9 protein-coding genes are annotated in these 14,691 nt (G+C 43.6%); 4 read left to right on the top strand and 5 right to left on the bottom strand.

Annotation, left to right across the window (positions count from 1 at the left end; genetic code table 11):
- Nucleotides 1-79: 79 nt before the first annotated feature.
- Entirely contained in the window at nucleotides 80-3,838 is a 3,759-nt protein-coding gene (locus PCAR9_RS07800; RefSeq protein WP_179983112.1) for an ATP-binding protein, read from the bottom strand.
- A 233-nt stretch (nucleotides 3,839-4,071) separates the two neighbouring features.
- On the opposite strand from PCAR9_RS07800, the gene sbcB reads away from it, so the two are divergent.
- Both sbcB and PCAR9_RS07790 read left to right on the top strand, forming a co-directional pair.
- Nucleotides 4,072-5,502 carry an exodeoxyribonuclease I gene (gene sbcB / locus PCAR9_RS07795; protein ID WP_179983111.1) on the top strand — a complete coding sequence of 477 codons (1,431 nt, stop codon included), beginning with the start codon at nucleotides 4,072-4,074 and terminating at the stop codon, nucleotides 5,500-5,502.
- A gap of 125 nt (nucleotides 5,503-5,627) precedes the next feature.
- Nucleotides 5,628-7,283, top strand: coding sequence for a FapA family protein (locus tag PCAR9_RS07790; RefSeq protein WP_179983110.1), 1,656 nt, complete (start codon nucleotides 5,628-5,630; stop codon nucleotides 7,281-7,283).
- A 78-nt stretch (nucleotides 7,284-7,361) separates the two neighbouring features.
- Here the strand turns inward: PCAR9_RS07790 and PCAR9_RS07785 are convergent, their stop codons facing one another.
- From PCAR9_RS07785 to PCAR9_RS07770, 4 genes are all read right to left on the bottom strand, one after another.
- Nucleotides 7,362-8,795, bottom strand: a complete 1,434-nt coding sequence (locus PCAR9_RS07785) for a diguanylate cyclase (RefSeq protein WP_232091149.1) — start codon at nucleotides 8,793-8,795, stop codon at nucleotides 7,362-7,364.
- A gap of 103 nt (nucleotides 8,796-8,898) precedes the next feature.
- Nucleotides 8,899-10,134, bottom strand: a complete 1,236-nt coding sequence (kynU, locus tag PCAR9_RS07780; protein ID WP_179983109.1) for a kynureninase — start codon at nucleotides 10,132-10,134, stop codon at nucleotides 8,899-8,901.
- Nucleotides 10,124-11,314: an alpha/beta hydrolase family protein gene (locus PCAR9_RS07775; RefSeq protein ID WP_179983108.1), complete on the bottom strand. Its 1,191-nt coding sequence runs from the start codon at nucleotides 11,312-11,314 to the stop codon at nucleotides 10,124-10,126. Before PCAR9_RS07775 ends, kynU begins: the two co-directional genes overlap by 11 nt.
- Before the next feature lie 93 nt (nucleotides 11,315-11,407).
- Nucleotides 11,408-12,583, bottom strand: a complete 1,176-nt coding sequence (locus PCAR9_RS07770; protein WP_179983107.1) for a thiolase family protein — start codon at nucleotides 12,581-12,583, stop codon at nucleotides 11,408-11,410.
- Between the two features lie 351 nt (nucleotides 12,584-12,934).
- On the opposite strand from PCAR9_RS07770, the gene PCAR9_RS07765 reads away from it, so the two are divergent.
- Both PCAR9_RS07765 and PCAR9_RS07760 read left to right on the top strand, forming a co-directional pair.
- On the top strand, nucleotides 12,935-13,342 hold the full coding sequence (locus PCAR9_RS07765; RefSeq protein ID WP_179983106.1) for a MerR family transcriptional regulator: 408 nt from the start codon (nucleotides 12,935-12,937) through the stop codon (nucleotides 13,340-13,342).
- A complete protein-coding gene (locus tag PCAR9_RS07760) occupies nucleotides 13,339-14,508 on the top strand; it encodes an isovaleryl-CoA dehydrogenase (RefSeq protein WP_179983105.1) in 1,170 nt (389 codons plus the stop codon). The genes PCAR9_RS07765 and PCAR9_RS07760 overlap by 4 nt, the downstream gene beginning before the upstream one ends.
- The last annotated feature ends 183 nt before the right edge of the window (nucleotides 14,509-14,691 follow it).

Below are 14,691 nucleotides of genomic sequence, written 5' to 3'. Positions count from 1 at the left end.
GCAGATGAAACCAACACAAACGAGCGATGTGATTATCGTATTTATAGCGAATTAAGATGACACACTAAAAGATGATAATCTAGGCTACTTCAAGAAGTTCTAAGAAGGTATTGAGATCGTCGCCGATAGATGGAAGCAACGCCTTTACTTTCACCCAATCGGCTACCTTTGATAACTCCCAAAGTGTTTCAAAATCTTTTTGCAATTGAACGGCACCTATATCTGCAGACATCCCTTTGAGTTTAAGAGAAAGGACTTGTACCTGTGAAAAGTCTTGTTCTTCAGCGGCCCTTTCTAAAAGTTTAAATTTTTCTGGTGCGCTTTGAGAATAAAGCTCACAAACCCGCGAGAACAACGCTTTATCTCCCATAATGCGAGCTATAGCATCCTCTTTTTCCCAACAGTCATTACTTATTGTATCCGTTTGCTCGTTAGAAATACTTTCCGGCGTACCTAATGCGTCACTAGGCTCAGAACGAACAGGAGCATCAGTGCTTTCCTGTGATTCGTTTGTAACGTCCATAGACTCAGCACTTTGTTCCAGGTCTCTATCAATAGCACCAAGCAGGCTGTCTACTAAGGGAGGCGCCGACGCACTATTACTCGTTTTATTTACAGGTTCTGAAAGAGAAGTGTTGGTGCCTTCAGCGCTTTGAGTACCAACTTCTGAAATTTCAAGCGCGGTACCTGCTAATTTGGTAACTTGATTTACTAACCACTGCCTGACTTTAGGAATAAGCACATCTGCAATAATCGGTTTAGTAGCAAAGTCGTCCATACCTGCTTCTAGGCACTTTTCTTTTTCGCCTAGCATAGCGTTTGCCGTCATCGCTATAATGGGAACATCGGCATGCATTGCACCTGCTTTTCCCTCTCGAATAGCACGTGTTGCCTCGTAACCATTCATTTTAGGCATTTGGCAATCCATTAAGATGCTGTGAATTCGACGACCTTTCTCATCGCATTTACGCAGAAAAGCAACCACTTCTTCGCCGTCTGCACAGGTATATAATTTACAAGGTAAGCACTCTAGAACGCCCTTAGCCACTTCCCTGTTTATCATGTTGTCGTCAACGATAAGCAAACGCGTGTTTTCAAGCGAAAAGTGTGATTTACCTTGCTCTTCTGCCTTATTTTCGACTTCTGGTGTACTACTATGGCTGTCTTCAGTAGTGACTTTTTTAGTCAAACCACTGTATTTAACAGCATCTAAACCTTGCTTTACCGTTACAAACGTAGAGCGGAAAAGGGGTTTGGGTAAATACAAGGGCGTTAAATGCGTAAATTCATAGGGTGCCCCTTCTAGCTTTTGCAGAATATAGACAACGGGCATTGTGCTAGCCTTTCCGCCTTTTTCACTTCGTTCCCACTCTCTGTCAATTTCACCAATTAATGTGCTGGATTCATCAAGTAAAAGAACGTCGTAATCTTTCCATTGAATAGCGCTAGCAGGGCCATTTAAGACTTGTGGAGTAGCCCCTACATACTCAGCAAGTTTACATATGTGCGCTTGCAGCGGTAAATAAGCGGATGAAACGCCAACGTTAACCTTACTAAGAAGTGCCTTCTCGTCTTCATTAATTTGGTCGGAATCTGCTGACTTGCCCGATCTAGTATCGGGAAGTGAAATGTAAAACGAAAACTTACTCCCCTTTCCTAATTCCGACTCGAAGGTAATGTCCCCACCTAATAATTGGCACAACTGCTTGCAGATAGATAATCCCAGTCCTGTACCGCCGTATTTTGTTGCCACAGAGGCGTCAGCCTGCGTGAAGGCAGAAAAAAGCTTGGGCTGATTTTCTTTTGATATACCAACACCTGTATCTTCAACGCTAAAATGTAGCTTTTGAACGTCAGACACCGGTTCGCTTAAAAACAGTTTTAATTTAACGTGCCCTGTTTTAGTAAACTTAATCGCATTGTTAAGTAGATTACTTAATACTTGGTTAATTCTGTGAGGATCTGAGTTAACTTCTATCGATGGTATCTGTGAGGTATCAACCAGTAACTCTAGCCCTTTACCTGCCGCCTTTATAGCGAACACTTTAGCAATAGACTCAATAAGAGAGAGTAGTTCGAAATTTTGCTGGTTAATATCCAGCTTGCCCGCCTCTATCTTTGAAAGGTCTAGTACATCGTTTATAAGCACGTTTAAGTTATTACAGCTGATTTCCATCATGGAAACTAACTGCTCTGCCTTTTCGTTAAGCGGTTGGCGTTTTAATAAAGCTAAAGAACCAACTACCCCATTGAGGGGGGTGCGCATTTCATGACTAATATTAGAAATAAACGAACTCTTTACCTTGCTTGCTTTACGCGCTTCTTGCGTGGCCTCTACCAACTCTTTTGTTCTGCTTACCACTTTTTCTTCAAGCTTTAAGTTAACTCGTTCAATAGCGTCTTTTGCTTTTTGTTCCTCTGTAACGTCTCTAATTACTACGGCAACACCAGAAAACTGTGAATGCTCTCCCCATATTGTTGACGCGGTAATCAACAGCGAATGCTCTTTTTTATCATCATCTACATAAGGCTTGGTAAAGGTGACTTGCTTACCACCTTCAACGAGCACATCCTCTAGCCCCAGCAGTGATAATGGCGCAAAAGACGAATAATGATGATTGATGATTATTTGGGAAGGGATCCCAAAAAGTGACTCCGCCGCTTTGTTCCAGCTTTTGACAATTCCGGTGGAGTCCACACTAAAAATGGCATCTTTTGAAATATCGACAATAGCGACTGATTCACCGCGCACTTTGGCTAACTCAATATTCTTTTTATTACTGCGATATACGAAGAGCAAAATGCTTACAAAGATAATCGAGATGACGACAATCACGCTGTAAACACTCAGACGTTTTTCGTTTATCAAAGCACTCACTTGGGTTTGCGGTAGAAGTATGTGTAGGTAAAAGCCTGTGCCCTGTTCTTTGGCACCTAGTGTGAACGCCCTAGAAACAGCGTAATGTACGCTCTGATTTTCATTTCTAGGCGTAATCTTGTTCCAACCGTTGAATTGAGATACTGAGAATTCGCTTTGCCATGTTACAGAAGGGTTTAAGTCTTTTGAAAAAGATTTTTGGCTATCGGGATGTACTACAAAATATCCATCTCGGTCAGTAACGTAGAGCGACTGATTGCTAGTTAAAGTTTTGCTCATCTGAGAAAGCAGATATTGTGCGTTGACGTTCATGATTAGAAATCCGTAGCGCTCGCCACTTTCACTGAAGATGGGTAAAGAAAGCCGAATGACGCTCTTGTAGGGGTATTCTAGTTTCCCATATTCCCGATTCAAGTTGATATCGGAAATGTAAAATTGACCTTTATTACTTTTAACGCTTTCAATGAAATAATTTCGCGTAGCTTTCGCCTGTAGATCAGTACTGCTGGCTATTAAAACACTCCCACCTTCGCGCTCGACCCTTAAGAATTCTTTCCCCTCTTCGTCTGCCTTAATGACCCTCAACTGATCGATTTCTGTGTTATTTTCGATAAAAGCAACAAATATAGTTTCTAAGCGATGCTTCCACTGGTCAAGCGTAGTGCCATCTTTAGGATCTAACTTATTGTTCTGCGTGGCTCTAACTATTCCGCTTATGGGCGGCGTTTGGTGCAAAAAGTTAAGGGCGTTGAGATATTTAATTAGCTGCGTTTCGGCGACATTTTCCACGCTTAAGGCGCTTTTCTCTAAAGCCTGATAGGCCTGACTCTCCGCCGTCGCTTTTATGTTGCTTTCAAACAAACTAACAACCAACACAATCAGCAAGGTAGCAAGCACAACAGCCAATATAAAAGTACTTTTAGCTTCGTTGAACGCAGGTTTAGATGGTAGGACCGACAAGCCAATAATTTCCGTATAACTTGTAATAACCTAAAGCTAGTCAGAGATGTTTTGTTGCGCAAGTTTATAGTCTAAAAATCTTATATAAAAAACAAACGACAAAACCGTTAGTTACAACGCCACTGTAGCGTTTCGAATGTCTTAATTATTGGGCACAAAACCAACAGCATTTGGTATTAAAATTGTCGCGGTGTACACTGCGTGCAAGGTTTTACTAATAAGCAATGGTGGTTATGCACGCACCTACATTTTTGTGGCACGATTTTGAAACATTTGGCACCAGCCCACAAAAAGATCTTCCCTGCCAATTTGCCGCAGTCAGAACAGATATGGATTTAAATGTTGTTGGAAAGCCCATCAACATTATGAGCGCCATTGCTAATGATTATCTACCTCACCCAGAGGCATGTTTGGTTACTGGCATTACGCCACAGCAAACCATAAGAGATGGGTCAAACGAAGCGGATTTTGCAGCGCGAATTTACCAAGAGATGTCTACACCAAACACCTGCAGTGTAGGATTTAACAGCATTCGCTTTGACGATGAAGTGTCGCGCTATCTGTTTTACCGCAATTTTTACGATCCCTATTCTCGGGAATGGAGAAACGGGAATAGCCGCTGGGATATTATTGATTTAGCAAGAGCGTGTTATGCGCTTAGACCGGAAGGAATCAATTGGCCAGAACGAGAAGATGGTACGCCTAGCTTCAAATTAGAATCGCTCACTGCAGCTAATAACATTGGCCACGAAAATGCACACGATGCGCTAAGCGATGTCTACGCAACCATTGCTTTGGCAAAGCTTATAAAAGAAAAGCAGCCTCGTTTATTTGAGTATGCATTGTCGCTTCGCAATAAACATACGGTTATGCAGCAAATTGACTTAAGCAAACCATCGGTACTCTTGCATATATCCTCTAAATTACCGGCCTCTCAGGGATGTTGCACGTGGGTAATGCCGATTGCTAAACACCCAACCAATTCTAATGCGTTTATAGCGATAGATTTATCCCATGATATAGACAGCGTGTTAAACGACACAGCCGAAGAGATAAGACAGGCACTTTACGCGCCAGCGGATACGTATTCAGATACTAAAGAACGACCTGGTCTTAAACTTATCCACATTAATCGCTCTCCTTTTATTACCACAGCCAAAGCGATGACTGAGGAAAATGCCGCTAGATTAGGTCTTGATAGAGAGCGCTGCCTAGACAATTATAAAACACTCGCAAACACCAAGGATCTTGCTGCTAAGCTTGTGGATGTGTATGACGAAGAACGCCACAGTACAGAGCATGACGTAGACCATGCCCTGTACAGCGGTGGTTTCTTAAATGACGAAGATAGGCGTTGGTGTGAGCGTGTTATTGATGCAGCCCCTGACGACCTTGCCACCTTAAGCGATGAAACCCAGCATGAAGGCTTGCGCAAACAGTTGTTTCGTTATCGTGCGCGCAACTACCCTAATACACTTACCGCTGATGAGATGACGAAGTGGCAGTATCACCGTCAGGCTCGGCTAACAGACCCCGCGTTTGACGGCTCAATTACATTAGAAAACTATATGATGAGGCTTGAGGCGTTAGCCCACGAGCACAGTGACAACCCTGACAAGCAGGCCATACTGCGCGCCCTGTATCAGTATGCTAAAAACCTTTGACGGAGGTTTTATAACATCATAAATTAATGATAGTTGAACAAAGGCGGTAAAGGATAAAACGTAGTCAAGGAATTGATGACTTCCGCCGATAATAACAATACACGCGCGTAAGGGAATAAGTAGTCATGAATGGCGTTACAATAAGCTTCGACAAATCAAGAACCTATATAAACATTATGCTCGATCCTTCTGAATTTACATCAGAGGTGAATATCCGTGATGTTAGACAGCAGTTGGAAAGTGGCGAAACCAAACGTCTGTATGTGTCAGAAAAAGCGTTGAAATCAGCCTGTGAAACGGCCAACCATTACTTTAAAACAGGTGATGGTACTGTGGTTCAAGAACGCATCGGTGAGCGCAAAAACGCCGAAGTTGAATTTCGGGTGCCTGAAGACGGCATGATTGCAAATTTGGTCCTCACTACCCCCTATGGCGGTAAACTCCCATCCCTTGCGACAGTTAAATCATTAGCGGTCAAAAATAGAGTGATTCGAGGTGTTAGTACTAAAAAAATAGACGCCATGCTAAAAGCCGCAAGAAATGCGGCGCCTGGCACCGTACTAGAGGAAACCATAGCTAAAGGGCTTCCTGCTCGAAATGGCAAAAACTCCAAATTTATTCCCCTTGTTCCGAACGCACTTGAACGAATACTAAGACCGCAAACGAACGAAGGTGAACGAGTTGACATGCGCAACTTAGGCGAAGTGATATGCGTGAAAATAAACACGCCTGTTCTGCGCCGTACCCCACCTACAAAAGGTCGTTCTGGCTTTGACGTGAAAGGAAACACAATATCAGCCACTCCTGGTGAATGGGTAGACTTTAAAATGGGAACAGGAACGGTGGTGTCTGATAGCGACGCAAACCTATTAATGTCATCCATTTCAGGGATGCCTAAATACCGTGACCAAGTTATGAATATAGATGATACCTTTATTTGTAATGGCGTTAACGTTGGGTCAGGGCATGTAAATTATGAAGGTGCTGTATTAGTTAATGGCGATGTCACCGAGAAAATGCAAATTAAAGCGGCCGGTGACGTTACTATTAACGGTTTCGTAGAGTCGGCTTACATTGAGTCGGGCGGCGACATTATTATCACCGAAGGTGCTATGGGCAAGGTGAACGATAAGCAAGGTGACTACCAATGCAAACTCGTTGCCGCGGGAAGCATTCACGTTCAGCATGGTCAAGGCATCGATATTCAGTGCGCTGGGAATATAACTGTTGGTAGACAGCTTGCTTACAGTCGTCTGCGCTGCGGTGGTGCGGTAATTGTGGGGCAAATTGATAAACCCATGGGCAATTTGTTTGCTTGTGACATTATTAGTCAAGATAGGGTTGAAGCAGGAACACTCGGCGCTGTTTCTGGAAGTACGTTAAAAGTTGATTTTAGCCCCGGTTTTAATCAGCTGCTAGAGCGCAAAGATTCTCTTGATGAGTTATTAAGGCAAATTCGCGAAAATAATCTAAAGCACAAAGAAAAAATCGACCTTATTCAAGGTAAAAAGATTCCTAAAGAGCTACAGCGCAAGGCAGCGGAAGCGCTTGAGCTTTTTAACAACGAAAGCGCGCTTCTTGAATGGTTAGAGAATAAAGCTAACGACGTAAAAGCCGCAAAAGAAAACTATCAAACAGATATTAAACTTATTGCCAATAAAAGACTCTACCCAGGTGTTTCAGCCAAATTAAATAACAGAAATTGGCGTTCTGAGAGGGAATACGATCGCGCCCAAATTCACTACGACTCGCACCAATGGCATTACGAGCCAATTATTTAGATGATGTTTAGGCTAGCGAAGCCGGCTTTTTAGGCTTCGCACCTCTACCTTTCTATTTAGCCGTAGAGTAATCCATTTTTACTGAGCAATGGTCACATTACCGTAGCCCTGCCGCTTAGACTGATAAAGCGCTTTTATAGTGCGTTCAAGCCAATCTGGGAACTCTTCTGAGTCTCGCAATTCAGCCATACCAATCGCAATTTTGTATTTATCATTCAAAAGATAGTGGGTATCCATGCACTCCAATAGCCTATCTGCAAGCGTTTTTGCTGAGTCTAATTGGGTCTGTGGACAAAGCACGACGAACTGCTCACCATTAAACCTTGAAACGATATCAACGTCTCTTACAGTATTAAGGCAGTTCTGAGCTGCGGTCTTCAACATGTCTTCTCGAATAGAAGGGTCGTGAGAAAATAGATCTTCATCAACAGGCGTTAAATCAATGGCGATTAATGTAGCGGTAGTATGAAACCGATGGAAGCGTGATATCTCTTCTTCAGCCCGCTGTATCATGTGGTTACGGTTATAAAGACCGGTGATCGCATCGTAAGCTGAAAGAAAACCTAATGTTTTGTTTTTCTCTAACAACGTGGCTTGAAGCGCACTTATCTCTTCATTTTTTTGTTGAATTATACGCTTGTAGCCGCCCACATGACGGTTTCTCGAAATTAGCCACAACAAGCCCAACAATACAATTGCTGAACTTAATATCATCACAGCATAGTTGCGGCTGTAACGGATTTGCACGTTGTTCCATTGTTTGTAAATTTCTACTTTCTTTGTCTCTGGAATGCGCTCTATTGCGAGATTAAGTTTATTGACTAAATGACTGAACGACTTATTAACGCCAAATGCGAGAGAGTCAAAGGGTTCGGCGTAACCGACAATGTGCAAATCTTCGAGTTCAAGGTTATTAATGTGCATATTCACACTCATTAATGAACCTACCATTACGTCAAATTCACCGTTTGCGAGTTGCTTAAGGCCTTCCTCCTCAGATGGGATGAGTTTTAGACGTAATCCCGGGTAATGACGAGAAATATACTCGACTTGGCGGTAACCCTGCACAATACCTACCGTACGATTTCCGATTCCTGAATAGCCCTGCAGCATAGGTGTTCCCGTGCGGGCCACCAAGACATTTGGCGCCTCAAAATACGGCACACTAAAATCTAAAAACTGCTTGCGATAATCAGACGTGTTCATCATAGGAATGACTTGGCACTTACCTTGTTGAACGAACTCTAGGCTTTCCTGCCAACTCTGTGTAGAAACAAGCTTGAACTTAAGCTCGCTAAGCTCAGCAATAAGCTGCATATACTGGGCTGAAATACCCACGTGGATGCCATTTCTTATCGCTTCATAAGGCGCCCAATTGGGGTCGATACAATAGGTTACTTCAATTGAATTTTGAGATGCTAATGGTTGCTCAGGTGCAGCTTGCAAAAACGCGCTAAAAGCGGATCCTACAAACAACACTGTGCAAAGCAGGCCTTTTCTTATTTTTCTCAACTGCACACCCAAAAGAATAATTACATCAACAACAAGTCAACCGCGAAGTATTAAGGTTAAATGCAAAAAATGCAATAAATTCGATTATTTAGTCATTATTTAGTTATGTGACACTCTGCTGTTGCTTGAACTCTTCCCGATCATAGCGCTTTTCATTCATGATAGCAGCCAAAGCCGTTACCGCTTTCTCAACATCGGCAAAACTTAAATACAGCGGCGCAAAGCCAACACGAAGTATGTTTGGAGCACGAAAATCAGCAATGACACCTTCAGCTATCCACGCTTGGCAAATGGCATAAGCATCATTGTGGGCAAACGCAATTTGGCTACCTCGATTATCTAGCGACGGGCTTACCACCTTAAGCTCGTCTAATAACCCTGCTCTTTTAGCTTCAGCGATAAAATAGGCTTGAAGCTTTTTAGATTTTTCATCAATGGCTTTAATCGAAACGTCTTCAAACACATCAAGGGCAGCATCTAAAATGCTCATGCCAATAATGCCTGGCGTACCACACAAGTTCTGTTTGATTGAGGTATCAGGGGTGTAGTCGGGAGAAAATGAAAATGGCGAGCTATGGCCCATCCAACCTGATAGAGGCTGTTTATAAGCGTCCTGATGTCGTCGGGCAACATAAATAAATGCAGGTGCACCTGGACCGCCATTCAAATATTTATAGGTACAACCCACGGCGAAATCTACATTGCATTCATCTAGGGCTACAGGAAACGCGCCCGCGCTGTGTGCCAAATCCCACAGCGTAAGTATTCCTTTATTATGCGCTTGCTCAGTAATACCCTTCATATCAAGCTTCAAACCACTTCTGAAGTTTACCTGAGTCAACATCAGCACTGCGATATCTTCGTCAAGCTGAGCACCAACACTGTTTTCATCCACGTACCGAATACTGTATTCAGCGCCCAGTAAATCGAGTAAACCTTGAACCATATAAATATCGGTGGGGAAATTGTTTCTTGTTGTGGCAATGACTTTTCTATCAGGGTGCATTCTTAAGGCAGCACTAAGCACCTTAAACAAATTGATTGATATCGAGTCGCAGCATATTACTTGGCCTTGCTTGGCGCCAACAATTGTACCAATTTTGTCACCCACCTGCTGTGGTAGTGAAATCCACTGATGCTTGTTCCAGCTTGTGATAAGGCCCTCACCCCACTGATTTTTTACCACCTCACCGGCGCGCTCTTCCGCTTTTTTGGGTAAGGGGCCAAGAGAGTTACCGTCAAGATAGATAGTATTGTTTGGCAGCGAGAATTCGCTCGCCTTGCTAAAAAGCGGATCTTTTTCATCAAGTTGCTTAGCAGAAAAAACCTTATTTATCATGTTGACTCATAACCTCAAGTAAAGCATCAAAGGACGTTGATTCTGGATGTAGCCAGTCGAAATGACCACCGTTTGTTATTATTCTGTTTTTTACGCCGGGCATTGTAGCGTGGTGTTCGGGTACAATACTATCTTCGTTGCCTTGCAATAATATTACTGTAGGCTTGATTGCCGCTGCATCAGGCGTAGCTGTTTGATATTCACGTTTGTTTTCAGTGGGCATTCCCCCCATAAACTGCGGCGTGGCTGTCTGACAACTATTTTCGCCAAGTGCATAACTTTGCACATTTGTTATAGCGGCAAGGCCTATTACTTGTTTAATGCTTTCACTTACATCGCTACTCGATAGCTGCTGTGCAGCAAGTAAGCCAAGATGCCCGCCCGCAGAGTGCCCCACCAAATATATGTTGCCACTATCCCCTGTAGCTTCAATATTCTCAATTGATGCCTTCACAGCACTTGTTACATCTTCCAAACTACCGGGCCAGCCACCGCCTTCATCGCCTACGCGCCGATACTCCATTGCATAGACACCCATCCCAAGCTCTGCCAAGGCATGATAAAACCCTTTAGCATGGTCATAGCCGTATGCATTAAGCCAGCATCCGCCGTGAACAAATATGACGGCGTCCCCAGCAAACTCATTTTCATCCCCACCGCGGCCATGCCATACATGCACAGTCTGTAGCGGGTCATCCCCATAGCTGAATTGGCTGTCATGCTCTGATGTTGGCAAGACACCCAACGCAGAATATGGCACTTGGGTCAGTGTGCGAGGTATTTCATGCGAATGGGCGTTTACATCAATATTTGCGTGGGTGTCATTCAAAGCGTTTATCAGGGATAAATTCGCGTCATTAGTATGGGTGTCTTTGTAATTCGGCGTTGTTTGGGTGACACCCAACGTAAAAGTTAACTCTTGCGGGCCTGCATGCAACTTCGAGTTTGCATGGGTGTCATTAGAAGGAGCACTCGAAGCGCCACCAGATACTAAATTTCGTTCACTTACGTGGGTGTCATCGTAAGTTACACGGTCACTTGCGTGGGTGTCATTGTTAGTTACATTGTTATTTACACCCCCCTCATTCAGAAGTGGAGTCGCTTGAGTATTTACGGCCGGCAATAGCGCCGCTAATACAGCTAATGTAATTGGAGAGATAGCTTTGATATAAGATTTCATATTGATAGTTTTTATTTCAATTAAATCATAGAGTACCAAGTAAATGGTGGCACTCTATGATTAATTTTTTGACATCTTATCGCCGGTCTTTGATTAGATCATTTCAACAGCCAGTGCTACGCCTTCACCACCACCAATACATAAGGAAGCAATACCTTTTTTCCCGCCACGTTGCTTAAGCGCGTGCAGCAGAGTTACCAAAATACGTGCGCCTGATGCACCGATTGGGTGGCCCAATGCACATGCACCACCTTTCACGTTCACTTTATTTTCATCAAGCCCAAGTTTCTTAACTGCCAGCATAGTCACCATTGCAAAAGCTTCGTTAATCTCAAACAAATCAACTTCTTCTTTTGTCCAGCCTGCTTTATCCAACACCTTTTTCATTGCTCCAACAGGTGCCACAGTAAAGTTTTCGGGTTCAATAGAATTTGTAGCGTGAGCAACTACACGTGCCAGTGGCGCTAAACCAAGTTCTTTCGCTTTACTCTCACTCATAACAACCAGTGCTGCAGCACCATCGGAGATTGAGCTTGAGTTTGCCGCAGTGACCGTACCGTCTTTTTTGAAAGCAGGTCTCAAAGTTGGTATTTTTTCAGGACGTGCAGAACCCGGGCCTTCATCGGTATCAACCACGGTGTCGCCCTTTCTAGACGAGATTGTTACCGGCACTATTTCATCAACGAATGTACCGCTATTTATTGCTTCATGTGCTTTTGAAAGCGAGCTTAGTGCAAATTCATCCATTTCTCCGCGAGATATGTTTTCTTCATCGGCCGTATCTTGCGCAAAACATCCCATTGCTTTGCCATCATAAGCATTTTCTAGCCCATCAAGCATCATGTGATCTAGCACTTGACCGTGCCCCATACGATAACCCGTTCTTGCTTTAGGCAGCATGTAGGGCGCATTACTCATGCTCTCCATTCCACCCGCTACAACTGATGTTGCACTACCCGCTTTGATTAAGTCATGCGCCATCATTACCGCTTTTAAGCCCGAGCCACATACTTTATTAATGGTTGTAACACCGGCGCTTAACGGAAGCCCCGCCCACAGTGATGCTTGTCGTGCAGGTGATTGGCCAAGGCCTGCGGGTAATACACACCCCATAATAACTTCATCAATTGCAGAGACATCCATACCTTCACAGGCTGCTTTAATCGCAACTTCTCCAAGTTTGGTCGCAGTAAGCGAAGACAAATTACCGTTAAAACCACCCATTGGTGTGCGTTTAGCCGCGACAATAACTACTGAATCTTTACTCATAACCGTGCCCTTAAAATTCATTTAAATTATAGAGTTAAGTGAAGAAGGCCGCATAGATGTATACAAAAGTAAACACCTCTAATAGCGGCTATGCTTTGCCTTCACCATGAAAAATTGACGTTAGCAAAATGTTACTTTACCTTAACGTAAAATGTAATTAACGTTAACGTAAACCTGTACCAGGTATGTGTCAACCAAACACTACGTTTTAATATAGTGGTATGAAAAAGATGCTGCTTTAAAACAATAGTGCGATTGCGAAGACACCCAACCTACTACAGAAAAATTAATTACAAAGACACCCACGCAAAGATAAGGGTGTTAAACAGCGCTAAAAACAAGGTACGTGTAATGAGCAAGTACGAAGACGAAACAACATATGCAATAGGTGAACTCGCGCGAGAGTTTGACATCACACCTCGTTCAATTCGTTTTTATGAAGAGCAAGGGCTAATGTCGCCGTCCAGAACTGGCCAAAATCGCGTTTATTTAAACAAGGACAGAGTGCGCTTAAAGCTTATCTTGCGCGGAAAACGCTTAGGTTTTTCCCTTGCTGAAGTCAAAACACTGTTCGACATGTACGACACTAACCCCAACTCGGCCATTCAGCTAGAGGCCATGCTTGAAATGACTGAGCAAAAAAGAGCAGTGCTTAAACAACAATTAGAAGATATTCAGATGCTAATGACAGAACTGGATGATGTTGAAGCACGCTGCCGTGAAGAACTCGCAGAATTAAAACGAGGAAATATCGCATGAACACCTCCTACCCTACTTTGAATTTTGGACTTGGTGAAGACATCGAGATGTTACGTGACCAGGTCTACCAATTTGCACAAAATGAGATTGCTCCTCTGGCTGAGCAAGCAGACGCAGATAACCAATTCCCAAATCAACTGTGGACTAAGCTAGGCGATATGGGTTTATTGGGTGTAACTGTTTCAGAGCAATACGGTGGCTCTGACATGGGCTATCTCGCCCACACTATTGCGATGGAAGAGGTTAGCCGCGCATCAGGTGGTATCGGATTGAGCTACGGCGCACATTCAAACCTATGCGTTAATCAAATTTTTAAAAATGGTAACGACGCTCAGCGTGAAAGGTACCTTCCTAAGCTAGTAAGCGGTGAACACATCGGTGCGTTAGCAATGAGTGAGCCTAACGCAGGTTCTGACGTCGTTAGCATGAAATTAAAAGCTGAAAAGCGCGGCGACAAGTACATTCTCAACGGTAATAAAATGTGGATAACGAATGGCCCTGATGCACATACTTTTGTTATCTATGCAAAAACCAACCCTGATGCCGGCCCAAAAGGTATCACAGCATTTATTGTGGAGCGTGACTTTCCGGGCTTTAGTCGCGCGCAAAAGCTCGACAAACTTGGCATGCGCTCCTCGAACACTTGCGAGTTAGTGTTCGAAGATTGTGAAGTACCAGCCGAAAATATTCTTGGCAAAGAAGGCGAAGGCGTTCGTGTACTAATGAGCGGCTTAGATTACGAGCGTCTTGTTTTATCCGGCGGCCCACTCGGCATTATGCAATCGTGCATGGATATTGTTGTTCCTTATATTCACGACCGCCAGCAGTTTGGTCAGTCAATTGGTCAATTCCAACTGGTACAGGGCAAAGTCGCTGATATGTATACACAGATGAATGCGGCTCGAGCCTATGTATACACCGTTGCTCAGTCTTGCGATCGCGGTGAAACAACACGCAAAGATGCGGCTGGCGCGATTCTCTACTCAGCAGAACTGGCCACAAAAATGGCATTAGACGCTATTCAGTTACTAGGGGGTAATGGCTATATCAATGAATATCCTACTGGCCGCCTATTACGTGACGCCAAGCTTTATGAAATAGGTGCAGGTACATCGGAAATCCGCCGCATGCTTATCGGCCGCGAGCTTTTCAACGAATCTAAGTAGATCGGGATTACGGGTAAAAGGCAAATTCTATTGAACAAAGAAAAATTAAACGCTCTTTGCTTTATAGAAATTAGCAAGACACCCACCCTAAATCTTATTAGGTACATTTACGAAAGCTGAACTTTATTTATAGGCCAATGAATTACAAAGACACCCACCGCAGCGAAAGTACTTAGCATGGGG

This window comes from Alteromonas macleodii, from assembly GCF_903772925.1.
In the GTDB taxonomy this organism is placed as follows: Bacteria; Pseudomonadota; Gammaproteobacteria; order Enterobacterales; family Alteromonadaceae; genus Alteromonas; species Alteromonas macleodii_A.
This window is presented reverse-complemented; position numbering and strand designations above follow the sequence as displayed.

Excerpts from the sequence above, each read along its gene's own strand:
- PCAR9_RS07775 (WP_179983108.1), bottom strand. The coding sequence starts at position 11,314 with ATGAAATCTTATATCAAAGCTATCTCTCCAATTACATTAGCTGTATTA.
- sbcB (WP_179983111.1), top strand. The coding sequence starts at position 4,072 with ATGCACGCACCTACATTTTTGTGGCACGATTTTGAAACATTTGGCACC.
- PCAR9_RS07790 (WP_179983110.1), top strand. The coding sequence starts at position 5,628 with ATGAATGGCGTTACAATAAGCTTCGACAAATCAAGAACCTATATAAAC.
- PCAR9_RS07770 (WP_179983107.1), bottom strand. The coding sequence starts at position 12,583 with ATGAGTAAAGATTCAGTAGTTATTGTCGCGGCTAAACGCACACCAATG.
- PCAR9_RS07760 (WP_179983105.1), top strand. The coding sequence starts at position 13,339 with ATGAACACCTCCTACCCTACTTTGAATTTTGGACTTGGTGAAGACATC.
- PCAR9_RS07765 (WP_179983106.1), top strand. The coding sequence starts at position 12,935 with ATGAGCAAGTACGAAGACGAAACAACATATGCAATAGGTGAACTCGCG.
- kynU (WP_179983109.1), bottom strand. The coding sequence starts at position 10,134 with ATGATAAATAAGGTTTTTTCTGCTAAGCAACTTGATGAAAAAGATCCG.